This is a genomic window from Shewanella sp. HL-SH5 (genome assembly GCF_051163755.1).
GTDB classification, from domain to species: Bacteria; Pseudomonadota; Gammaproteobacteria; order Enterobacterales; family Shewanellaceae; genus Shewanella; species Shewanella glacialimarina.
On the sequence record NZ_CP195038.1, the window covers coordinates 4,045,934 to 4,068,125 of the forward strand.

20 protein-coding genes are annotated in these 22,192 nt (G+C 39.8%); 6 read left to right on the top strand and 14 right to left on the bottom strand.

Going from position 1 to position 22,192, the window contains the following annotated elements; all coding sequences use genetic code 11:
- Positions 1 to 11 precede the first annotated feature (11 nt).
- From ACRWQM_RS17755 to ACRWQM_RS17785, 7 genes are all read right to left on the bottom strand, one after another.
- Positions 12 to 1,253, bottom strand: a complete 1,242-nt coding sequence (locus ACRWQM_RS17755; protein ID WP_434927736.1) for an ABC transporter permease — start codon at positions 1,251 to 1,253, stop codon at positions 12 to 14.
- Positions 1,247 to 1,966: an ABC transporter ATP-binding protein gene (locus tag ACRWQM_RS17760; protein WP_434927735.1), complete on the bottom strand. Its 720-nt coding sequence runs from the start codon at positions 1,964 to 1,966 to the stop codon at positions 1,247 to 1,249. Before ACRWQM_RS17760 ends, ACRWQM_RS17755 begins: the two co-directional genes overlap by 7 nt.
- Entirely contained in the window at positions 1,953 to 3,110 is a 1,158-nt protein-coding gene (locus tag ACRWQM_RS17765; protein ID WP_434927734.1) for an efflux RND transporter periplasmic adaptor subunit, read from the bottom strand. The genes ACRWQM_RS17760 and ACRWQM_RS17765 overlap by 14 nt, the downstream gene beginning before the upstream one ends.
- Before the next feature lie 21 nt (positions 3,111 to 3,131).
- Entirely contained in the window at positions 3,132 to 3,830 is a 699-nt protein-coding gene (locus ACRWQM_RS17770; RefSeq protein WP_434927733.1) for a YIP1 family protein, read from the bottom strand.
- A 210-nt stretch (positions 3,831 to 4,040) separates the two neighbouring features.
- Entirely contained in the window at positions 4,041 to 4,259 is a 219-nt protein-coding gene (locus tag ACRWQM_RS17775) for a superinfection immunity protein (RefSeq protein WP_434927732.1), read from the bottom strand.
- A gap of 26 nt (positions 4,260 to 4,285) precedes the next feature.
- Positions 4,286 to 5,206, bottom strand: a complete 921-nt coding sequence (locus tag ACRWQM_RS17780) for a hypothetical protein (RefSeq protein WP_434930786.1) — start codon at positions 5,204 to 5,206, stop codon at positions 4,286 to 4,288.
- Positions 5,207 to 5,489: 283 nt separating this feature from the next.
- Positions 5,490 to 6,458, bottom strand: coding sequence for a HEAT repeat domain-containing protein (locus ACRWQM_RS17785; protein ID WP_434927730.1), 969 nt, complete (start codon positions 6,456 to 6,458; stop codon positions 5,490 to 5,492).
- Between the two features lie 917 nt (positions 6,459 to 7,375).
- Between ACRWQM_RS17785 and ACRWQM_RS17790 the strand changes: the two genes are divergently transcribed.
- From ACRWQM_RS17790 to ACRWQM_RS17800, 3 genes are all read left to right on the top strand, one after another.
- A protein-coding gene (locus ACRWQM_RS17790) for an IS3 family transposase (RefSeq protein WP_434929781.1) occupies positions 7,376 to 8,553 on the top strand; the annotation gives its coding sequence in 2 pieces (ribosomal slippage) (positions 7,376 to 7,634 and positions 7,634 to 8,553; 1,179 coding nt in all).
- Between the two features lie 203 nt (positions 8,554 to 8,756).
- On the top strand, positions 8,757 to 9,098 hold the full coding sequence (locus ACRWQM_RS17795) for an ISAs1 family transposase (protein ID WP_434927729.1): 342 nt from the start codon (positions 8,757 to 8,759) through the stop codon (positions 9,096 to 9,098).
- A gap of 20 nt (positions 9,099 to 9,118) precedes the next feature.
- Complete coding sequence (locus ACRWQM_RS17800; protein ID WP_434930787.1) at positions 9,119 to 9,376, top strand: hypothetical protein; 258 nt, start codon at positions 9,119 to 9,121, stop codon at positions 9,374 to 9,376.
- 135 nt (positions 9,377 to 9,511) lie between these two features.
- Here the strand turns inward: ACRWQM_RS17800 and ACRWQM_RS17805 are convergent, their stop codons facing one another.
- From ACRWQM_RS17805 to ACRWQM_RS17815, 3 genes are all read right to left on the bottom strand, one after another.
- Complete coding sequence (locus ACRWQM_RS17805) at positions 9,512 to 11,083, bottom strand: diguanylate cyclase (protein ID WP_434930788.1); 1,572 nt, start codon at positions 11,081 to 11,083, stop codon at positions 9,512 to 9,514.
- A gap of 154 nt (positions 11,084 to 11,237) precedes the next feature.
- The gene (mog, locus tag ACRWQM_RS17810) at positions 11,238 to 11,771 is read right to left on the bottom strand and encodes a molybdopterin adenylyltransferase (protein WP_434930789.1); all 534 of its coding nucleotides are present in this window, start codon (positions 11,769 to 11,771) and stop codon (positions 11,238 to 11,240) included.
- Positions 11,772 to 12,055: 284 nt separating this feature from the next.
- Entirely contained in the window at positions 12,056 to 12,676 is a 621-nt protein-coding gene (locus ACRWQM_RS17815; protein ID WP_434930790.1) for a TetR/AcrR family transcriptional regulator, read from the bottom strand.
- Between the two features lie 416 nt (positions 12,677 to 13,092).
- On the opposite strand from ACRWQM_RS17815, the gene ACRWQM_RS17820 reads away from it, so the two are divergent.
- Both ACRWQM_RS17820 and ACRWQM_RS17825 read left to right on the top strand, forming a co-directional pair.
- Positions 13,093 to 14,328 (top strand): efflux RND transporter periplasmic adaptor subunit, encoded by a 1,236-nt coding sequence (locus tag ACRWQM_RS17820; protein ID WP_434930791.1) that lies wholly within the window; start codon positions 13,093 to 13,095, stop codon positions 14,326 to 14,328.
- Positions 14,329 to 14,339: 11 nt separating this feature from the next.
- Positions 14,340 to 17,483 carry an efflux RND transporter permease subunit gene (locus tag ACRWQM_RS17825; RefSeq protein WP_434930792.1) on the top strand — a complete coding sequence of 1,048 codons (3,144 nt, stop codon included), beginning with the start codon at positions 14,340 to 14,342 and terminating at the stop codon, positions 17,481 to 17,483.
- Between the two features lie 102 nt (positions 17,484 to 17,585).
- Here ACRWQM_RS17825 and ACRWQM_RS17830 read toward each other — a convergent pair whose 3' ends face one another.
- Both ACRWQM_RS17830 and ACRWQM_RS17835 read right to left on the bottom strand, forming a co-directional pair.
- Positions 17,586 to 18,149, bottom strand: coding sequence for a C40 family peptidase (locus ACRWQM_RS17830; RefSeq protein WP_434930793.1), 564 nt, complete (start codon positions 18,147 to 18,149; stop codon positions 17,586 to 17,588).
- 213 nt (positions 18,150 to 18,362) lie between these two features.
- On the bottom strand, positions 18,363 to 19,679 hold the full coding sequence (locus ACRWQM_RS17835) for an anaerobic C4-dicarboxylate transporter (RefSeq protein ID WP_434930794.1): 1,317 nt from the start codon (positions 19,677 to 19,679) through the stop codon (positions 18,363 to 18,365).
- Between the two features lie 302 nt (positions 19,680 to 19,981).
- On the opposite strand from ACRWQM_RS17835, the gene ACRWQM_RS17840 reads away from it, so the two are divergent.
- The gene (locus tag ACRWQM_RS17840) at positions 19,982 to 20,755 is read left to right on the top strand and encodes a substrate-binding periplasmic protein (protein ID WP_434930795.1); all 774 of its coding nucleotides are present in this window, start codon (positions 19,982 to 19,984) and stop codon (positions 20,753 to 20,755) included.
- 102 nt (positions 20,756 to 20,857) lie between these two features.
- Here ACRWQM_RS17840 and ACRWQM_RS17845 read toward each other — a convergent pair whose 3' ends face one another.
- Together ACRWQM_RS17845 and ACRWQM_RS17850 are read right to left on the bottom strand one after the other, a co-directional pair.
- Complete coding sequence (locus ACRWQM_RS17845; RefSeq protein WP_434930796.1) at positions 20,858 to 21,412, bottom strand: BON domain-containing protein; 555 nt, start codon at positions 21,410 to 21,412, stop codon at positions 20,858 to 20,860.
- Between the two features lie 188 nt (positions 21,413 to 21,600).
- Positions 21,601 to 22,101, bottom strand: a complete 501-nt coding sequence (locus ACRWQM_RS17850; protein WP_434930797.1) for a hypothetical protein — start codon at positions 22,099 to 22,101, stop codon at positions 21,601 to 21,603.
- Positions 22,102 to 22,192 lie beyond the last annotated feature (91 nt).

Below are 22,192 nucleotides of genomic sequence, written 5' to 3' on the forward strand. Positions count from 1 at the left end.
TTGAGATCCTTCTATTCATATCGTAATGCATCTATGGGGTCCAATTTAGATGCTTTTATCGCTGGAGCAATACCAAATACTATACCAATAATTCCACTAAATCCAAGAGCTAACCAAATTGCCCATAAAGGAATAGTAAGAGAGCCAACCACTGGCATAAACATGAAAATAACACCCGCAAGCAAATAACCTAGCACGATTCCAGCTATACCACCAAATAAAGACAACACACTGGCTTCAATCAAAAATTGAGTCAAAATAATATAAGAAGTGGCGCCCAAAGACTTAGCAATGCCAATTTCTTTTGTTCTTTCTGTTACTGACACCAACATAATATTCATAATACCAATTCCCCCTACAATTAAGCTGATGCCAACAACCCCCGCGGCGACAAAAGTAATTGAATTAGTAATATCACTGAATTGTTGACGTGTTTTCTCTGCGGTTTCAAATTCAAAAAAGTCAGCTTCGCTTGCATCTATCTTATTTTTATTCCTTAAAATTTGGCTAACAGAGTATTTAATTGATGCGAGATCCGCCCCCGCTTCTGGACTAAATACAATATCAATATTATTGGTACTATCTGTCCCATTTAACGAGCGAATAGTACTTAGTGGTGCAATAACATAGTTATCTTGATCAAACCCAAATAAACTCCCCCTAGTTTCGGCCAATCCAATCACTTTAAACCATTCGCTCCCGAGTAAAATAAACTCACCAACAGGTTGAGCTGGCAGTTTTAATTTTTTTAGTACTGAGCTACCTAAAAAAACCACGCGGCGTCTTTTAGCATCATCGTCATGGGAAAGAAATCGGCCGATTTCGGGAAAAACGTTAACCACTTTTTGATAATCACTCTCGGTTCCGATAACTTGAGTATGCAAGCTTTGTTGGCCATATCTCACTTCCGACCCAAAGCTAAATGCGCGCATTTTAGCGGCAATATGTTTAATTCCCAGCGCTTTACTCTTGATAGACAAATAGTCGTCATAGCTAAGTTGATTCGCAATCCCCAACATTTCAAGCTCAGTATTGGTTTGTGCTTTTATGGTAACCATGTCACTACCAAGATCTTTTAGCTGATTACCTACCCCTTGGCTCAAACCTTCAGTAATCGATACCACTGTAATAATCGATCCCACTCCAATAATAATGCCTAAGGTCGTCAGTGCACTTCTAAAACCATTAGCCCAAATAGACTGAATTGCTGCTATTGTACCTTCATAGAGATGGTGAAATAAGTTGCTCAACATGCTGCCTCCAGTCTAATTGATGGGGTAGAAATATCTGATACGATCTGACCATCCACTAATCGAATTTCACGTTGACAATGGTTCGCAATGTCTTGCTCATGAGTCACTAAGACTATGGTTTGCCCTTGTTGATGTAGTTCATCAAATAGCGCCATTATTTCGCGAGTTGTTTTACTGTCTAAGTTCCCCGTTGGCTCATCACCCAGTAATATTTTGGGATCAGTTACTAAAGCGCGAGCAATCGCTACGCGTTGACGTTGTCCACCAGATAATTGATTAGGTAACACGTCACGCTTGCCTGCCAGACCTACTTTCTCCAACGCATTAAGCGCAAGCTGTTGTCGAGAGCGAGACGGCATAATACGGTATTTTAATGGGTGCATAACATTTTGTAGAATGCTTTGACGTGGCAGTAAGTTAAAGCTTTGAAAGATAAAACCTATTGAATGGTTTCTGACATATGCGAGCTCTGACTCACTGTAACCAGCTACATCTTCGCCATTGAGCATGTAGCATCCCTCGCTGGGTGTTGATAAGCAGCCTAAAATATTCATCAACGTCGACTTACCCGACCCTGAAGGGCCCGTTATTGCAACAAAATCGTTCTGCTCAATAGATACGCTACAAGGATGTAAAGCTTGATAGACTTCACCCGCCAACGGATAGTTCTTGGTGATGCCATTTAATTGTATAACTGAGTTAGATTGCAGCATGATAACTTTCCTTATGTTGCACTTCTCGGCCTTCTTCCAGGCTGCTCACTAAACGACTCGGCCCAGTTATGACCAAGTCATTTTGCACTACACCCGACAATATAACTTGCTCTGTATCAGTAGACATTCCTAGCTTAACCGACTTTTTAGTCGCTTTATTCGCTTCCACAATCCAAACAAAATAACCTTCCTCATCGCGATTAATAGCCGCTACCGGTACCGTCAACTCACGGTCTGAGCGGGCCAGTAAAATCTCTGCCCGACAGCTCATTCCTGGATAAACCATTTGCTCCGCGTCTAGTGTCACTTCGACTTTGTAGTAAAGGCCTTTGTTTATGCCATCATTTTTGGCTGAAGTGCTAATAGAATCAATCTTACCTAACACAGCTTGGCGAGGTGTCGCAGCCAAGAACACTTCCACGTCTTGCCCTATTGCTATATTTGCAACATCAGCCTCATCGACTCTAATTTGAGCAACATAAGACTTTGTATCAGCTAGTGTCATCAACGGGCTACCAACTATATTTGTCGTGCCAGCTATAACAGTCTCACCCACTTTAATATCTACGGTTGAAATCAGCCCGTCTATTGCAGCCACAAATCGAGTCTTATCCAAACGATTTTGACTTTGCACCATAGTTGCTCTGTATTGTTCAAGCCCCTGTTGAGCAGCCAACACGTCGATTTGGGCAATCCTTAACTGGCTTTGTAGTTGTGCCGAAGTATCTTTATCCATCAATCCTTTTGCCACTAAGCCAATATGCTGTTTGGCGCGGCGCGCTGTTTCTGACTCAATTTCTTTAAGTCGCTCAATCTCAATCAATTGAATTTCAACAGCAGCCTTAGCTTTGCGTACATCAGCTAAAAAGCTCTTAGGATCGATCTCAATGAGTATTTCACCTTTTTTAACCAGTTGCCCCTCTTTGACATGCACATGCTGAACAATACCAGTCAATTCTGAGCGGATCTGAATCTCACGGGAAAACTGTAAATTGCCAGAAGCTAAAATAGTGTCATTGATGCTGCTCTTACTCACACTCTGAGTATCAACTTGCACACCAACATCACGAGACTTGTTTTTGCTCAATATTAGTAAGCTAGAAAAGCCAATTAGAATGCACAGTAAGACGATTCCCTTTTTCATGTAAAACTCCTTTTTTACTAGTTAAAGCACTGCAAACCACACCCCATAAAAAATAAGATAAGGTGCTGAAGAAATGGCGATAGTGCTAGATAAACGCATAGAAAAATAACGAGATAACCCCAGTGAACATATCGTAATTGACCAAATAGAGAATAAATTCATTGACGAATACAGTGCAACGTAAACGCCCCCCTCATTATGGGTAAACAACTGCGCTACGGAGGCGTAATCGATTAGATCCAAAGGTAAATTCCCAGTCGTAGAGCTTGCAAACAACATCATGAAACCTACGTAGTTTACTATCCAAGGTAACTGGCACCATGACGCAAAATAAAACCAATTTTTCACACTAAAACTTTTCATTTGTGTGTTTGATAATTTAGAGACCATCGCAAAAAAAAGGCTTAAACCAATCACCACAAATAAATGCCCTATTGCGGTCATCCCAGCCACGAATATCCAGGTATATTGCAAAGTCATACTCATACTTTCTCTAACGACTGCTAATTCCTGAACGCTCAAATCATTAACTTTCGCTAATTGCTGATTAAGCAAATACTCATCAGTCATGCCACCAAAAAACCAGTAATGACTCACAAATATTAATAACATCAGCGTAAGTAACAAGATTCCGCTTTGTTTCTGATTATTATCAAACTTTTCAAACAACGAACTTGGTGCAACAAACGCATCCAGTACCGTATTAACTACAGTAGCCATAATGACTCCCTCATGATTGGATTTACTTATAAATAAAATATCAAATAAGGAAAAAACTGACTGGGGAAAATGACAAACGGTCAAACTAAGTGATTTTCGGTAATGGGTATCGAGGGAGCGATACAAATTGCAGGAAGTTGGAGAAGGGATAAAGCAAGAAAGCTGCAAGTGATAAACAATATCACCAGCAGCTATCGAGTGCTTTTTTCATTAAAATTTAACCTTTTCTCGACCAGAAATTGCCCAGACTAAAATACCAAACCATACAATCCACGAAATACCTGCAGGAACGTTAGCCGCCATTATTTTTCCTTTATGCTCTCGATTAAGTAAGATCGCTACAATTGAAGGTAAAAAATAGACACCAAAAAACAAGGGAACTAAAAGTACAATTTGACCAGTACTTAATCCTAAATTTGATAAAAACATAATAATTTCCTCTTTTAAATTAAATATTAAGCTAATGCTAGGGTTGATAAATAATTACGACTTAATTGTGACACTAATTTTGAATTGGACTTAATTCCCAACTCTTCAATTATTTTTGACTTTTTATTTACTTCTTTTTCCGCTGACACTAATGCTTTAATCGCTTTAAAACGGTCTTCTTCAATACAGCTAGTATTAGCAAAACGCTCGATAAACTCACGACTATCGTCACTCCCCATTTCAGCGATAAGGTGGAGTATGGGTTCCATAGATGAATTTGATGTAACTGTTGAACTTACTATTTTTGAACAGTTTTCATCGAATACATATTGTGGGCGTAAATGTGCAAACATGGTTGAAGGCATAATATTGAGTGATACCGACAACTCCTCTGCTGGTAATTGGTTATGCACATCTTTATAAGCACGATATAGCATCACCTCGCCCTCAGTTAAGTTCTTACGCTCAATGAATCTCAAATCAACTTTCTCACCTGGGTATCCAACAACATCGTAATAATCATATTCATAATAGTCACTTCCATATCCAGGGCCTGTATAACCCGAAGTTAGAAAGCTAAAGTTGTGATCATGAGGCACATTATAGAAAAATGATTTCTCACCAGATGTTTGTAATAAAGGATCTTTTTTGGCTAACCAAATATTCGCTCTCATAAAAAAGTTAATCCCTTTTTGAGCAGGCTTAAGCATGATCACTTGAGGGGTATATTTATTTGTTTTCTTTTGAATATCACAGTGTTTTTCTAATTCTGTCATTAAGATTTCTGGTAAGAATTTTTTATTGTTATTTAACTTCTTTAAAATAGGAGCAACAGTTTGAAAGCTCTCATCATCTGAAGAGTCAAACTTACTTTCTATAAGCTGCTCATAACATTCATCAAGTGAAATAGACTCATCAATATGATTTAGATCTAATTTTAATGGCATGGTTATATTCCCTATAATAAATTGTATATTCAATCACTTTTTAGTGCCGTAATTGGTATGGATTGATAATAGCAACGGAGAGAAATAACAGCGCTAAAGTGTGATTAACGGTCAAACAAAAGGATTTTCGGCAGAAGTAATATGACAAGTCCACATCAACTTAAGATAAACGACTCAAGGTAAAGGTAGAGATTAGTTAGTGAGTGGTAGATTATGTGGGTAAAACTAAAAGCAGCAACCTGGAATGGCCGCTGCTTATCGTTGCTATTAAAGCATTTAATGATTAACTAGCACGTTGAAGTAACTGGCTTTGTACAATGTCCCAGGTTTGAGAGGCCGCTTGTTGAACTTCATGGTGAGGATCTGACTTAGCCATACTCTCTAACTCATCAATTACTTGTAGGGCATCCATCCCCAATAATTGTTGCATTGCATACCAGCGCATATAGTGCTGTGGGTGATTCAAAAACTTTTTAATAGTTGGAATAGCTATTTGATAATCCATCGTTTTGAGCAATGAAATATGCAACTGCACCCTAGAGTCGACCTCATCTGATGGGTTTTGGAACTTAAGCTGATAATCATAGGCAGAGAACATTAAACTAATAGGTGACTTATTTCGTTTCAACTCTAATGAGATAAGCACAGCATTACCTTCAGACTCTTCAAACATGTAAGTTTCATTGGCTTTTTTATAAATGCACTCACCATCGGAAACTCGAATATCACCAGTATGCTCACATTGCGCAAGATTAAGATTAGTCCGCTGTAAATCATGCTCCCAATTGGAAAGACGCATATTGCCTGACTTAATAAAGAATGTGAGTGTTTCTCTGCCATAAAATGAAATACCACGATCTTTTAAGTTACGCTTACTTGTTGACTTGTAGTTTGAAAGTAGTTTTTGATCAATAAAATCAATACTTAAATCAAAATCATCATTACTGTCTAATATTATTCTCTGAGCAAAAGCAGTTGAATGACCAGCAATTGGATAGACATAAAAATCATTAGTAGATAGGTTTTCTGTGCTTTCTTTGAGAATAATATCAAGTACCGCATCATGTTCATTCTTAATCACATCGGATATCGCTTCAATTTGAACCGATGGCGATTGAGCAAACAATGACTTTAACTTATTAACAAGCGTAAAATTTAAATTGTTTCCTCTACTTTTCTCCATCGCCGTTAACGTATCTACCCAAGAAGCAGGATTACTTAAAAAGCTTTCTACTTTGTGATTAAATTCCATGATGTTCTTCCTTGTTTTTATATTGAGGGGTAAGCTAACTTACTGACAGCGACAATAGTAAGCCAGCGACCCATTCCAGACTATGCCTGTATTAATACCACCATTACGCCTATACAAATTGGGCCACCAACCACTTGTAATTGTGAAGTTCCTGCTACGCCAAATTGTGATTTAAGTTCTGTCGTATTTTCGATTTTCATTATTAATATCCTTGTTATTTATGAGTTAGTTAAGTCAGTAATTAGTGAGCGATTAATACAACCATTACGCCGATACAGATTGGACCGCCAACCACTTGTAGTTGTGAAGTACCTGCAACGCCAAATTGTGATTTAAGTTCTGTTGTGTTTTCGATTTTCATTATTAATATCCTTGTTATTTATGAGTTAGTTAAGTCAGTAATTAGTGAGCGATTAATACAACCATTACGCCGATACAGATTGGGCCACCAACTACTTGTAGTTGTGAAGTACCTGCTACACCAAATTGTGATTTAAGTTCTGTCGTGTTTTCGATTTTCATTATTAATATCCTTACAAAGTATTAGTAAAAAACATTTAACATTAAGCTTGTATTAATACAACCATTACGCCGATACAAATTGGGCCACCAACTACTTGTAGTTGTGAAGTACCTGCTACACCAAATTGTGATTTAAGTTCTGTCGTGTTTTCGATTTTCATGTCATGGCTTCCTTTTTATAGATAATGATTTAAATAATAAATTCATCAGTCATCTTTAATTTATTATCTTGTTAAGCGTCTGCTTGAAATAAATAATAGGAGGTATCACGTAATTATTTTTACTCTTATGAAAAGCGGTCAAAAAAAATGATTAACGGTATGTAGTGGCATAGTTATTTTGGCCACCTAAATAGAGGTGATATTATTACCTCGTAAATTACTTTAGGTGAACACATGAGATCGACAACCCGAAAAACATTTAGTCCTGAATTCAAACTTGAAGCAGCCCAATTAGTCCTAGATAAAAACCATAGCATCATCGAAGCTGCAAAGGCGATGAACGTGGGTAAATCAACCATGGATAAATGGGTGAGACAGTTAAAACTAGAACGCCAGGGTGGCACGCCAAAAGCCTCTCCCATTACCCCTGAACAAATTGAAATTCGTGAGTTGAAGAAACACATAGCACGTATTGAGGAGCATAATCTAATCCTAAAAAAGGCTACCGCTCTCTTGATGTCAGACTCGATGAACAATTTGCGCTAATCAGCCAACTCAAGCAGAGCCACTCTATTCTCACAATTTGTAATGCATTCAAAGTGCATCGAAGTAGCTATAAATATTGGCTAAAAAGAAAAGAGCATATTGATGCTGATTTTACAATTTTATGCAGTGAAGTGAAGACCGCGCATCGTATTAGTAATGGCTCTGCCGGTGCTCGAACGATAGCGCAATTAGTGACTAACAAAGGGATTAAACTTAGTCGTTATCGAGCCCGTAATCTCATGATAAAGCTTGGGTTAGTCAGTTGTCAGCAGCCTAAGCATGCTTATAGGAAAGCAACACAAGAGCATGTAGCTATCCCTAATACGCTTAATCGACAGTTTGCTGTTACCCAACCAGATCAAGTGTGGTGTGGCGACGTGACGTATGTTTGGGTCGGTAATCGTTGGGCATATTTAGCGGTTGTTCTAGATTTATTTTCCCGCAAACCTGTGGGATGGGCTTTGTCATTATCGCCAGATAGTGAACTGACGTGCAAAGCCTTGAATATGGCGTTTGAGTTAAGGGGTAAACCTGAGAATGTGATTTATCACAGTGATCAGGGTTCGCATTATACTAGCTTGAAATTTAGGCAGTTATTATGGCGTCTTCAGATTGAGCAAAGTATGAGTCGTCGCGGGAATTGTTGGGATAACGCACCAATGGAGCGTTTCTTTAGAAGTTTGAAATCTGAATGGGTACCTGTAAATGGTTATGGGAATTTTACAGAAGCAGACAAAGCGATCACAAATTACATCACTGGATATTACAGTGAAACTAGGCCCCATCAATATAATGGTGGGTTAACGCCAAATGAGTCAGAACGTTTATATTGGAATGACTCTAAAACCGTGGCCAATTTTACTTGACCACTACAGTAATAAATCAATTTTTTTATTAAACTTGGGAATGACACTAGATAATAAACAGGATAAGTAAAGGATTGATGTATGAGATAGATAAACTATATTTTGACTATGGTAAGGTAAGATTCAGTAGGTAGCTAGGTCGGGGGCCCACTTTACGGCTAGTCATGATCTGAGCAATACTAACCAATAACCCACTAATAGCCATGACTCTTTTAAAACAACTAGAAAAGATCACCAGCCCTCGTAAAGATATCAATCTAAAACATAATATTGTCGATGTGGTATTCCTAACTCTCAGTGCCATCCTTAGCGGCGGCAAAGGCTGGAAGTCTATTCATGAGTTCGGAGAGGAACAACTCGATTGGCTGCGTCTGTACCAGAAATTCAAAAATGGCATCCCTCGCAGGCATTGTATATCTAATATTATCAGAGCATTGGACTGTGAACTCCTTCTACAAGGAGTGTGTGGTTGGGCCAATGAGAAACGACAAGCAGAAGGGAAAACAGTTATAGCGCTGGATGGCAAAAACCTGCGCGGGGCATGAAGATGCCAAGAATACGCTTCATGTCGTCAGCACATTTGATATTTGCAACGGCATTGCGCTTTATCAAGGTAGTTCAAATTCTAAAGGGAAAAAGAGCTGAAATTGCCCGCAATATTATTGACGCTATGGCGCTTATTACACTGGATGCACTGCATTGTCAGGTCTCTACCACGAACAAAATTAGACAGATTAACGATGATTTTGTTATTCAACTTAAGTCAACCCAACCTAGGTTATTTGAAGCAGTAAAAACCAAATTCAGTGAAGCCTATGAATAGCCAAACAGACCATTTTGAGCAGTCCAATACAGAGTATGGCCGCAATGAGCGTCGAACTGTCATAAAGATAGAAGCAATGTTATAACCGGAGCTTAAGAAAAAGTCCCCGCAAAAGCATGCCAGCAAAAACTAAGTTTAAGACAGTACATTCAGCATCACTTTATTTCGGCCAGTATTTTTAGCTAGATAGAGCTGCTTATCTGCCAATTTTAATAAATCATGAAATTGGTGCTGCTGAGCATTTTCAAATAGCTTAGGTACCACCATCACCCCAATACTGATTGTCAGCCACAAAGTACCATCAACATCGTGCTTAATGTGTAAGTTTTCAACTGCGCTTCGTAACGTCTCAGCAATAAAGGTTACTGCTCGGGTATTATCATCTTTCACAATGACACAAAACTCTTCACCGCCATAGCGCGCAACAAGCGCATCATGGGACGCCATGGTCTCCATTAAACAACAAGCAACATCCACTAAAGCCTTATCGCCAGCAAGATGATCATGCTGGTCGTTATAAAGTTTGAAATGATCAATATCTAACATCATCACACTAAAACCCGTCGCTTGTTGATACCATTCTGCCATCACATTGTCCGCAAAAGCCTCTAATCCACGACGATTAGTGATTTCGGTTAACGCATCCTGAAGCGTTAATGTTTCTAAATAGTTTTGTTGTTCATAAAACCGAATTAACAGCTGATTAAATGAATTAGACACATTGTCTATTTCATCAATAAAATGCTGATTAGGAACCTTAGCCATTAGATTATCATTTGAAGAGGCATTAATACTGCTGTTGAAATGGATCAGAGGTAAAATTAAAAATCGCGATAACATCATCATCGACAATGACACTATCAGGGTCGCAATTAACAATAACAAAATAATTGAAACAGCATCTAACTTAGGGCTTGATCCTTTTCGATGATGCACTGTGATAACCATCGTCTGATCATCAAAGGCATTACGGATAAGCCAACTGTGTGAAGCATTTACTACCTGTAACTGATCAAAACTAAAAAAATCATTCATGGGTTGTGCATCAGCAGGCGTATTAATCTTTTTATCAATAGAAAAACGCACCATAGAATAGCCGGCAATTTCGTCTATCATCTCCTTATCGACTAACCTGGCCATAGTGATACTGCCCGCGATAACGCCATAGCCTTCTGAAGGTAAAATAGTCGTGTTAGTGATATAAAATAACTGTTCAGCAATCACATAATACCCATGACGAGTTGAAGCTTGTTGTGCAGAGATATCAGCAGCAGATGGTAATAAAGTTTTTGCTTCGGTTGCTGTTTTTCCCTCAACAAATTCTCTTAACGCTGAGGAGCTATCACGGATGGATTCATCTAAGTATTGCCAAACAAACTGCTTATTTACGGTATGGATAAACACCGCATCGACATTAGCCACTTCAAATGCATTTGATAATAAATTACTGGCTATGAATTCGTCCGATGGCGCATTAACAAACTCCACCAAACTATCCCAAACCGCGTAGTCATAGGTTAGGGTGGTTAAATTTTTAGCCGATGCGGAAAAGGCAGCTTTAAGCAAAACATATTCTTGTTGTTGCTGGTCAACAACTTCAGCATTAATGCCAGGAAGGTAAAAAAAGTAATAAATAGTCATAACTAAACACGCAACACTTATCAACAGTGATGATAACAGCAGCAATGAAAAGCGTTTTAACGTCATGCATATTCACTCAAATTCAAATATTACTATTGAGTGTAGTCGTGATTTTTCATAACGATAATTTATCTATCTACAAATTATCGATAGATTTCATATTTTTAAAACATAAAAAAGCCCAAACAATGTTGGGCTTAAACAGGGTAACAATTAAAACCTATTTTGCCTTAGGCCTAAATGGTTTAATCACATCTTCATTGCATTCTAAAAATGGCCCTTCCATTAAATCGATACAATATGGAATAGCGGGAAATACTGCATCTAAGCATTCACGAATTGATTTAGGCTTACCGGGTAAATTAACGATTAATGAATCACCTCGAAGACCTGCGGTTTGACGGGAAAGAATTGCGGTTGGCACAAACTTTAATGACTCTGCACGCATTAACTCACCAAAGCCTGGCATCATTCTATCGCATACCGCTTCAGTGGCTTCTGGGGTTACATCGCGTTTTGCAGGGCCTGTCCCACCAGTAGTCACGATTAAACTGCAACCTTGGTTATCTGCCATATCAATTAAAGTTGCTTCAATAACATCTCGCTCATCGGGTATCACTTGATAAACAGGTTCCCACTGCGAGGTTAAATATTCATTAAGTACGTCAATAATGGCTTTGCCCGATAAATCTTCATAAATGCCTGCGCTGGCACGATCGCTCACTGTAACAATGCCGATTTTTGCTTTACTCATGTTATTTATTCCCTAGTGTGGGTAAAAAGTAATATTGATAAATAGGCTGTTAATTTAACAAAAAAACCTATGTTCACAAAATCTTAAACTGATATCTTGATCACTGAATGACTATTTGAGTTGTTTAAACAGCATTGTCAGTTATACACGCTATTAACAGCCGATATAACCGCGCGAAGAGCGGGAGTGTGAAGAGGTGATTAACGATAAAGGTTAACAAGACAGCATCATTCTGATGGCACATTTAAACTGATTAGCACAGATAAAAAACGTCGTCCAACTAGCTACTTATTAACATACTGGGATAACACGCAATCAACCGCCATTTGGGCCACTTTGATTAACGCTTCAACGTTTGTTCCTTCTGACGCCTGTACCGACATCCCCTGAAACAAAATTGCCATTAACCTAGCTAGGTCTTCAGGACAGCATTCCTCCTTCAACTCACCCTGCTTTTTAGCGGTTTCAAATCTTGCGACTAAATTTTGATTATGTTGTGCCTTTCGTTCAAGTATGGCCTGTTTAATTGATTCGCTCGCTTCGCTGCACGATAAGGTGCTGTTGGCCAAGGCGCAACCTTGCGGGTGATTAGTATCGGTAAACTGCATAGCCGCGCCGAGTAATAATCCCTTAATAACATCACCAATATGATCACATTGAAATGCCTGATTAAAGAATGATTCAGGTCGACTTTCATATAAATCAATTGCCTTTAAAAACAATTGTTCTTTATTACCAAATGCGGCGTAAAGGCTCGGTTTTTTAATTCCCATCGCAGCGGTCAGCTCGCTTAAAGACGCCCCTTCATAACCATTACGCCAAAATACGTCCAATGCTTGTGCTAAAGCAAAATCAATATCAAATCCACGAGGACGTCCGACACAAGCTGTCTTTATTTCTGTCAAAACATCACCTCTTTAAATTGATTAATTGTTGATGATTAATAAGTTAACCAAACACTGAAAAATAATCAGCACACTTTACCACAACGCCATACTTTGACTCAAAGTCTGAATCACTTCCCTGTGGGGATTATTGAGTATGTTACACGCTACCAACATCAAATAAAGACCTTAATGTATCAAGGTTGACCCAAGTCACTAAGGCTAACTTGCCCGGTAACAGATTGCCTCATCGTAAATAACATATCTTATAAAATGATTTAATACTTATCGGTACACATTTAATTGACAGGTCTATTTTAATCTATATATTACCGTTCGGTACAGAACATTTTTTACCTTTTGGTACAAATTTAACTATTAGACAACAAAAGCAACACACTAGATGACATCAAAGCCATTGTTGAAAGGACAATTACATGAACAGATTTACATCCATTCTATCCACACTGATAGTGAGCCTAACCGCATTGCTATTAACCGCATGTGGTAATGAATCGCCTCCACAACAAGCTATGCCATCAGCAGCCATCGAAGTGAATGTTGCCAATGTGATCCATGAACGTATTACCGAGTGGGATCAGTTTACCGGACACTTACAAGCTCCTGAAGAAGTTACCCTAGTGCCTCGCGTATCAGGATACATAGAGTCGGTGAACTTTAAAGAAGGGACGCTGGTTAATAAAGGCGATGTGTTATTTACTATCGACTCGAGAGTATTTGCTGCCGAAGTTGAACGTTTACAAGCTGAGTTGACCAGTGCCATATCCGCCAATGAACTGGCTAAAAATGATTTTGAACGCGCTAACAAGTTGTTTAACCAGCAAGCCGTATCTGAAGAATTAATTGATACTCGTCGCAGTAACTTACACCAAACTGCGGCTGCGGTGGCATCGGTAAAAGCGGCACTAACACGCGCTACACTCAATGTGGAATACACCCAAGTCACAGCACCCATTGCTGGCCGGGTATCTTACGCCAATGAAACTGCGGGTAACTATGTTACTGCGGGGCAAACTCAGTTAACAAGTTTAGTATCGACCTCAAACATGTATGCCTATTTTGATATCGACGAGCAAACCTACCTTAAATACTCTTCGCTATCGGCTCAAAACCAGCGTCAAGATCCGCGCTCTGGTAACAATACTGTACTAATGGCATTAGCCAATCAAACCGAATTTACTTACCAAGGTGTTATCGACTTTGTAGATAACGCTGTTAATCAGCAAACCGGTACCATTCGTGTACGCGCCTCATTTGCCAATCCAGACAATCGTTTATTGCCCGGCTTATTTGCCCGTATCAGTATTGCTGGCAGTGCGTCATATCAAGGTATTTTAATCGACGACAAAGCGATTTTTACTGATTTAAATAACAAGTTTGTGCTAGTGGTCAACGCGCAAAACACCCTTGAATATCGTGGTATCACTTTAGGTGAAAAAATTCATGGCTTACGTATTGTGACCGCGGGTTTACAGCCAAAAGACATCATTGTGGTGAATAGCCTGCAAAAAGTGCGTCCCAACGTCACTATCACGCCAAAAATGACAGAAATGGCCGATAGCAGCCAAATTGAAGCGCTACATCAAGCACAGCTACTCTTTGATACTCAGCCACTCACAGCACGTGTTGCTGATGACGCTAATCAAGGCTAAGGAACCACAAAATGTTATCGCAATTTTTTATTAAAAGACCGATTTTTGCCGCGGTTTTATCGTTGCTATTTTTTATTTCGGGCGCACTTGCTGTTTGGCAATTACCGATCACCGAATACCCTGAAGTGGTTCCACCAACGGTAGTGGTGACTGCAAGCTATCCGGGGGCTAACCCAAAAGTTATCGCTGAAACAGTCGCCTCCCCACTAGAGCAAGAAATCAACGGTGTTGAGAACATGCTATACATGTCATCTCAAGCCACATCTGATGGCCGTATGACATTAACCGTCACCTTTGCCATTGGTAGCGACGTTGATTTAGCCCAGTCTCAAGTACAAAGCCGAGTTGAGCGAGCTAAACCACGTTTACCGCAAACAGTGCAAAGGTTAGGTATTGTCACCGAAAAGTCATCACCAGACTTAACTATGGTGGTGCATTTAACCTCTCCAGATAATCGTTATGACATGTTATATCTGTCTAACTATGCGGTGTTAAAAGTAAAAGATGAGCTCGCGCGTATTGAAGGCGTCGGTGCTGTGCGGGTATTTGGTGCGGGCGACTACAGTATGCGTGTCTGGCTAGACCCTAACAAAGTGGCAGCGATTGGTTTATCACCGAATGATGTCGTGGCCGCTATACGTGAGCAAAACCAACAAGCAGCTGCCGGCAGTTTAGGCGCGCAGCCCAGTGGCGATAGCGATTTCCAGCTACTTATCAATGTTAAGGGCCGTTTAGCCAACGTTGAAGAGTTTGAACAAATCATTGTTAAGGTAGGCGAACAAGGTCAAATCACCCGCTTAAAAGATGTGGCTCGGGTTGAATTAGGCGCATCGACTTATGCATTGCGTTCAATGCTAGACAATCAAGACGCTGCGGCATTGCCTGTTTTTCAAGCTTCTGGATCTAATGCGATTCAAATATCTGATGATGTTCGCCTTAAAATGGCAGAACTGTCTAAGTCATTCCCAGACGGCTTAGCATATGACATCGTCTACGACCCTACTGTATTCGTGCGCGGTTCAATTAAAGCCGTGGTACAAACATTACTTGAAGCCTTGTTGCTGGTAGTACTTGTTGTTGTGCTATTTTTACAAACCTGGCGCGCATCCATTATTCCATTAGTGGCGGTTCCGGTATCGCTTGTGGGTACTTTTGCCTTTATGCACCTAATGGGCTTCTCGCTGAATGCCTTATCATTGTTTGGCTTAGTGCTGGCGATTGGTATTGTGGTCGATGATGCGATTGTGGTGGTTGAAAACGTTGAACGAAATATTTCTGATGGCTTATCGCCCGTTGCTGCAACCCAAAAGGCAATGAAAGAAGTGACCGGTCCCATTGTTGCTACCACATTGGTACTGGCGGCGGTATTTATTCCAACCGCCTTTATGTCAGGTTTAACCGGCCAGTTTTATAAGCAGTTTGCACTAACCATTACTATCTCAACCTTTATCTCAGCGATTAACTCGTTAACCCTTAGCCCTGCGCTATCGGCATTACTGCTAAAAGGGCATCACGAGAAAAAAGACGCACTTACCCGCGGCATGGATAAGCTATTAGGCGGCTGGTTATTCAATCCGTTTAATCGCCTGTTTGCCCGTATGTCTAATGGTTACGGTTGGTTAGTTAAAAAAATCATCCGCTTTGGTGCTGTAGTCGGTATTCTCTATATCGGTTTAGTGGGCTTAACAGGCTTACAGTTTGCCAATACCCCTACCGGATATGTACCAGGCCAAGATAAACAGTATCTTATTGCCTTTGCTCAGTTGCCTGACGCCGCATCGTTAGATCGCACTGAAGCCGTGGTAAAAGAAATGTCGCGTATTGCTTTAGCACAGCCAGGTGTCGCCCATGCTGTCGCCTTTCCAGGTTTAAGCATTAACGGCTTTACCAACAGTACTAACAGCGCGATTGTATTTACCCCATTAGATAGCTTTGATGACCGCAGCGATCCATCATTATCAGCAGGCGCTATTGCAGCGGCGTTAAATCAAAAATTTGCAGCCATTGACGGGGCATTTATTGCGATTTTTCCGCCACCGCCAGTACAAGGCTTAGGCACCATTGGTGGCTTTAGATTACAAATTCAAGACCGCGCTAACTACGGTTACGAAGAGTTGTATAAAGTGACCATGCAAGTGATGCAAAAAGCATGGGCAACGCCAGAACTAGCGGGAGTGTTCTCGAGTTATCAAGTCAATGTGCCACAACTTGAAGTGAATATTGATCGCACCAAAGCCAAACAGCAATCGGTGTCGTTAGACGAATTGTTCTCTACCCTGCAGGGATACATGGGTTCGGTTTACGCCAACGACTTCAACCAATTTGGCCGCACTTATCAAGTGAACGTACAGGCAGATGAGCAGTTTAGACAAACGCCTGAACAAATCGCCCAACTTAAAGTACGTAACAACCAAGGTGAAATGGTGCCTATTGGATCGTTTATTAATGTCACCAATTCATCTGGCCCTGACCGTGTTATGCATTATAACGGTTTCACCACTGCAGAATTAAATGGCGGTGCTGCACCAGGGTTTAGTAGCGGTGAGGCACAAGCTGCCATTGAAAAGATTTTAGCGGAAACCTTACCTAATGGCATGACCTACGAGTGGACTGAGATCACCTACCAACAGATCCTCGCAGGTAATGCTGGCGCGTATATTTATCCATTAATTATCTTATTAGTGTTTATGGTATTAGCGGCGCAATATGAAAGTTTAAGCTTACCTTTAGCCATCATTCTCATTATTCCCATGACGCTGTTGTCGGCATTAACAGGGGTGCTTATCTACGGTGGAGATAACAATATTTTTACCCAGATTGGGCTAATTGTTCTGGTAGGGCTAGCAACCAAAAATGCCATCCTCATTGTTGAGTTTGCCAAAGAGTTACAAGATGAGGGCATGGAAGCATTAGAAGCCATACTTGAAGCGGGCCGTTTACGTTTAAGGCCTATTTTAATGACCTCGATAGCCTTCATTATGGGCGTGGTACCTATGGTGTTTTCAAGCGGACCAGGTTCAGAAATGCGTCAAGCTATGGGTGTTGCGGTATTCTCTGGCATGATTGGAGTAACAATTTTTGGCCTTATTTTAACGCCATTATTTTATTATGCGCTCGCAAAACGGGGCAAAAATAAAACCACACCAGTTGATTAACCTCATGGTTCTGCTTGAGTAAACTTGGGCGTAGACAATAAAAAACCGCTAACATTGTTAGCGGTTTTTTTATTGGTAAACATCAAGCGCAAAATACCTGAGTTATAAAGCTGACTGTTGTTGGGCGTAATCAACTAAACTTGCTAAAGACATATTTTGCTCAAACGTAGTACTTTTTAAGCGTTTAGCAAACCAAAATCTCGGTTTCCAATACACGTTATTTAAACTGGAAATCTTAACCCCTTTTTTGGTTGATGCATGTAAAAACCTGGCATCTCCCATGTAAATGCCCACATGACGGGCGCTTTTACCGGTTTTAAAAAATACTAAATCGCCCACTTCTAAGGCTTCACGTGGGACTTCTTTACCTAATACACGTTGCGCATTGACAGAGCGAGGTAACTTTTCACCCACTATGTCAAGATAAGCTAAGTACACAAAACCAGAGCAATCAACACCTTGTTTACTCATACCACCTAATCGATAAGGCGTTCCCGCCCAATCCTGATGGTAAGCTAATAAATTAGGCTCACTCCACTTAGGTAATTTTGGCTCAGCCTTTACAATCACAGGCTTTGGTGGAGGCTTAACCACTGTCACTGGCACCTGAGTAGCACAAGCACTCAACAATACCGACAAGCTAATAAGCAGTAATTTCTTTCTCAATTTAATAGACCTCTAAGCCTAAATATATCTGTTAATCACGCTAAACTTTGTTTAAAAAGATTAACTTATCATTATACTGTTCAAGTAATAAACAGGATAATTTACACCAGTTAAAAAAAATCTCAAAATAAAACTTTCCTCCTCTAGCAAGTAAAAATGGCAACCTAGGGGCTGCCATTCATTCACATCAATTATCTTGATGATAAATTGTGATTAATTTATCGCCATTGACAGGAAGTAACCAACCAAGGTTGCCGTGATCACGCCAATAAAGCCGGGAATAATAAAGCTGTGATTAAGTACATACTTACCAATATGAGTTGTGCCTGTTCTGTCAAAGCTTATCGCGGCTAAATCACTTGGGTAGAATGGGAAAAAGAAGTAAGCATAACACGCGGGTAGCACGCCGATTAATACTGGCGCCGGGATCCCCAATGAAAAACCTAATGGCAGCATAATAGTTAAAACCGCAGCCTGGCTTTTTAAGAAAATGGATGACACAAACATCGCAATAGCAAATGTCCATGGATACACACTGACAATATCGCTTACCGCGCTAACCAAATAGGTTTTATGGTGTTCTATAATGGTGTCGCTCATCCATGCTATGCCAAAAATAATGATGACCGCGGTCATACCTGCGTTAAATACATTACTGGTGACCACTTTTTTAGGCGATACATTGGTAGCCAATAAGATAACCGCACCGACAGACAACATCATAAACTGAATCGCTACCGACATACTGACACCGCTGGGTAATACTTGTTTGCTAAACATAGCCACCATGATCACAGCAAAAATACCCAGTAAAAATACTATTAAACCTTTCTTTGCTGTTGCCTCTGCGGCTGGGGTTTGCACTTTATCAGCACTAGGATCGATTAATGACTCACGAAACTCATCATCTTTTAAACGTGCCTGAAACTCTTGATCTTTATCTAAATCTTTACCCCGCTTTAAGCTCCAAGTACACGCCACCAGCAAACCGATTAAGGTCGCAGGAATAGTCACCATCAATACATTAATTAAGCCAATATCAAGCTGATTATCTACCGCAGTTGCCAATACCACTGCCGCTGCGGCGGCTATTGGGCTTGCTGTAATGCCCATTTGTGAGGCGACTGTGGCCATGGCTAATGGTCGTTCAGGTCGGATACCTTTCTTGTATGAAACATCATAAATAACGGGCAGAAGTGGATAAACCGAATGACCAGTACCAACAAGTACAGTTAACGAATAGGTACACAGTGGGCCTAAAAAAACGATGTGTTCAGGGTGTTTACGTAATAGTTTTTCGGCAAACTTGACCAACAGTTTTAAACCACCAGTGGCCTCTAATGTTGCTGAAGCCGCGACTACAGCCAAAATAATCAGCATTACGCTGACAGGCGGCGTACCCGGTGCTATACCAAATACAAAAGCCAGTACCGAAACACCTAGCCCACCCAGCAAGCCAAAGGCGATTCCGCCATGGCGTATACCAACAAAAATGACAATTAGTAACAACAGCATATGTATATAAAACATTATCAGTACCTACCATATTAAATAGCTGTTGCAGGTATAACACAGCAGAAAATACCGTTAGTGACCAAAATCAAGCTATTGCATAAAGCGCCGTGCCTAATAGATAAAACTGTGAGTTATTGAACACTTTTTATGAGAGTTATACTCATCTAACTAATTAGTTTATAAAAATCAACTTGAAAGGTTATCTCAGCCAAGCTTCACCCACTCATTAACAAACTACCACTGATATATTTTTGACTTACAACGAGTCTAAGTTAATCTTAAGTGCAAAGAATAGTGATACAAAAGGGTGGCAATTAATGAATCGGCTGATAAATAAGTGCTTTAATGCAAAATCAAAAATGTTAACGGCTCACTTAAGCCTAATATTGATTGGATTGTTGCTATTACTTTCAAGCCAATTAGCCGCAGCAGCTGTGGTTGACAAAGTTATCACCATTACCACCCAGGAGTGGGCGCCTTACCAAATAGAAGTTGGTCAAAAAAATGATGGTTATGCGATAAAAGCCTTAGACTGTGTAATGGATAAACTTCAACAACCTTACAAGGTAATATTTCTCCCGTGGGGGCGTGCGCAGTTAGAAGTGAAACAAGGCAAGTACGATGGTTTTTTTTCAGCCTCACACAACAATGAAAGAGATGGTTTTGCGGTATTATCAAATACTTTTATTGCACAGCAATGGAACTTTTACTTACTCAAAAATACCGCTATCCCCTTAAATCAAGACGCGATTAAATCAAACGCACAATTTGGTGCTCGCAGACATTCCAACGCCACATTCTGGCTAAAAGAACACAATTATAACGTTATCCACCAAGCAAGTACTTTGGATGAGTTGATATACTTACTTGAAAAAAATCGCATAGGTGCGATCTTAGAAAACAACTTGTTTTTTGAAGCTGCTGCCAAACGAGTCAACATTCCACTAAATAATTTTGCTGTAGTGCCCAATCTAGATAGATCACTAGGTGTTTATTTTGGTAAAACCTTTTTGAAACAATATCCCGATTTTTTAGATAAATTTAATCAACATACTGAAAGTTGTAGATTTACCTCAGAAACCGTTGATTAAACGATTTTTCATATCAGTGTCATTTGGTTATATTACACTTAATAAGAAGCCAGCACGCAGGCTGGCCTTTTCGATCTAATGTCACCTTGATGTTGGTATAGTCTATGAATCCGTAATACTGAGTTCATCAACCACCTTATCTACATCGTCAGCATTTTTAGCAATAGCAACAACCAAGTCACGTTCTGCATCACTTGTTACTGTTCCTTCTAGTGTTACAACACCAGATTTAACATCAACATTAATATTAGAACCCGCTACATCATCAGAAAACAATAATCGTGTTTTAACAATCATTGCTATCTTAGCATCGGTTAGGTCATCACCTAAATCACTGCCTTTACTATCATCTTGCTGCATCATAACAGTCAATTGATTATCAACGCTTTCAACGCCATCTAAGCTTTTAACCAGCTCACCCGCTAATGATTTATCAATACTACTATCGACTTTACCCGTTAGAATAACCTTACCGGCGTGTACATCGGTATTGATATCAAACGAGTTAAGATTGGTGTTGAGCAATAATGTGGTTTCAACTTTACCGTCAACCCATGCGTCTTTAGCGTCATCCTGCCAATCTTGTGCTGCATTTGCAGAAAAAGCCATTGCACCAAGCATCGTACTTACTACCAAAGATAATGTTGTCTTATTCATAAAGATATCCTCCATTGTTTATCTTGATATAAGTACTGCGTAAATCATGCCAACAAATTAAACTCATGTTTTAAATGATTTTTATTATTTAACATGTGTGTAAACCTAATCATTTTTGGACATTTTTACCGATAACCGGTAACTCTTTCACTTGAGTGATAACTAATATTCAATGGCGATGCAATCATTCAATTAGCAGCATTTTTACTGCCCACATAGAGGCTTTTCATACTATCGCACTCCATTTGAAGCCATGCACAGCCTTCCGCTAATTGCTGAGCAACCTCTTTATTTGTTACCTGCCGAGCAGCCGACTTAAGTTGATTTAAAGCCTGGTGTTCTACATCTAAAAGCCACCCTACTGCTGTCCATAGTTTATCTTGCTTTATTGCATCACTTGCATGTGCATATCCTGTAATAAAAGACGATGAGCTAATTGGTTGAACATCATAAGATGCCACTTCACCTTGCTTTATTCGCTGAAATAAGGGCACCAAATGTTGCAACATAGATCTTCTAGTTGCAGCCATATCCATAAAAATACGCTTGAAATTATAGTCATCCATATCGGCAATCGTTTGCGAGTAAAACAACTGCCCCGCTTGACACAAATCAATTGCATCGCGAATAACCCCTAAATCGATTTGCTTGCTTGATAAATAGTTAATCTGTGAATATTGCAATGTCATTTCTCCTACCATTAAATAACTAATAGCTATCCTGTAATATTTGTAGTCATAATGGATAAACTAATATGGCTCACCTTATGATTGAGTCATG

Coding starts and splice junctions, on each gene's coding strand:
- ACRWQM_RS17850 (WP_434930797.1), bottom strand. CDS start 22,101: ATGACATTGCAATATTCACAGATTAACTATTTATCAAGCAAGCAAATC.
- ACRWQM_RS17835 (WP_434930794.1), bottom strand. CDS start 19,679: ATGTTTTATATACATATGCTGTTGTTACTAATTGTCATTTTTGTTGGT.
- ACRWQM_RS17785 (WP_434927730.1), bottom strand. CDS start 6,458: ATGGAATTTAATCACAAAGTAGAAAGCTTTTTAAGTAATCCTGCTTCT.
- ACRWQM_RS17840 (WP_434930795.1), top strand. CDS start 19,982: ATGAATCGGCTGATAAATAAGTGCTTTAATGCAAAATCAAAAATGTTA.
- ACRWQM_RS17795 (WP_434927729.1), top strand. CDS start 8,757: ATGACTCTTTTAAAACAACTAGAAAAGATCACCAGCCCTCGTAAAGAT.
- ACRWQM_RS17775 (WP_434927732.1), bottom strand. CDS start 4,259: ATGTTTTTATCAAATTTAGGATTAAGTACTGGTCAAATTGTACTTTTA.
- ACRWQM_RS17800 (WP_434930787.1), top strand. CDS start 9,119: ATGTCGTCAGCACATTTGATATTTGCAACGGCATTGCGCTTTATCAAG.
- ACRWQM_RS17765 (WP_434927734.1), bottom strand. CDS start 3,110: ATGAAAAAGGGAATCGTCTTACTGTGCATTCTAATTGGCTTTTCTAGC.
- ACRWQM_RS17825 (WP_434930792.1), top strand. CDS start 14,340: ATGTTATCGCAATTTTTTATTAAAAGACCGATTTTTGCCGCGGTTTTA.
- ACRWQM_RS17770 (WP_434927733.1), bottom strand. CDS start 3,830: ATGGCTACTGTAGTTAATACGGTACTGGATGCGTTTGTTGCACCAAGT.
- mog (WP_434930789.1), bottom strand. CDS start 11,771: ATGAGTAAAGCAAAAATCGGCATTGTTACAGTGAGCGATCGTGCCAGC.
- ACRWQM_RS17820 (WP_434930791.1), top strand. CDS start 13,093: ATGAACAGATTTACATCCATTCTATCCACACTGATAGTGAGCCTAACC.
- ACRWQM_RS17760 (WP_434927735.1), bottom strand. CDS start 1,966: ATGCTGCAATCTAACTCAGTTATACAATTAAATGGCATCACCAAGAAC.
- ACRWQM_RS17805 (WP_434930788.1), bottom strand. CDS start 11,083: ATGACGTTAAAACGCTTTTCATTGCTGCTGTTATCATCACTGTTGATA.
- ACRWQM_RS17845 (WP_434930796.1), bottom strand. CDS start 21,412: ATGAATAAGACAACATTATCTTTGGTAGTAAGTACGATGCTTGGTGCA.
- ACRWQM_RS17780 (WP_434930786.1), bottom strand. CDS start 5,206: ATGCCATTAAAATTAGATCTAAATCATATTGATGAGTCTATTTCACTT.
- ACRWQM_RS17755 (WP_434927736.1), bottom strand. CDS start 1,253: ATGTTGAGCAACTTATTTCACCATCTCTATGAAGGTACAATAGCAGCA.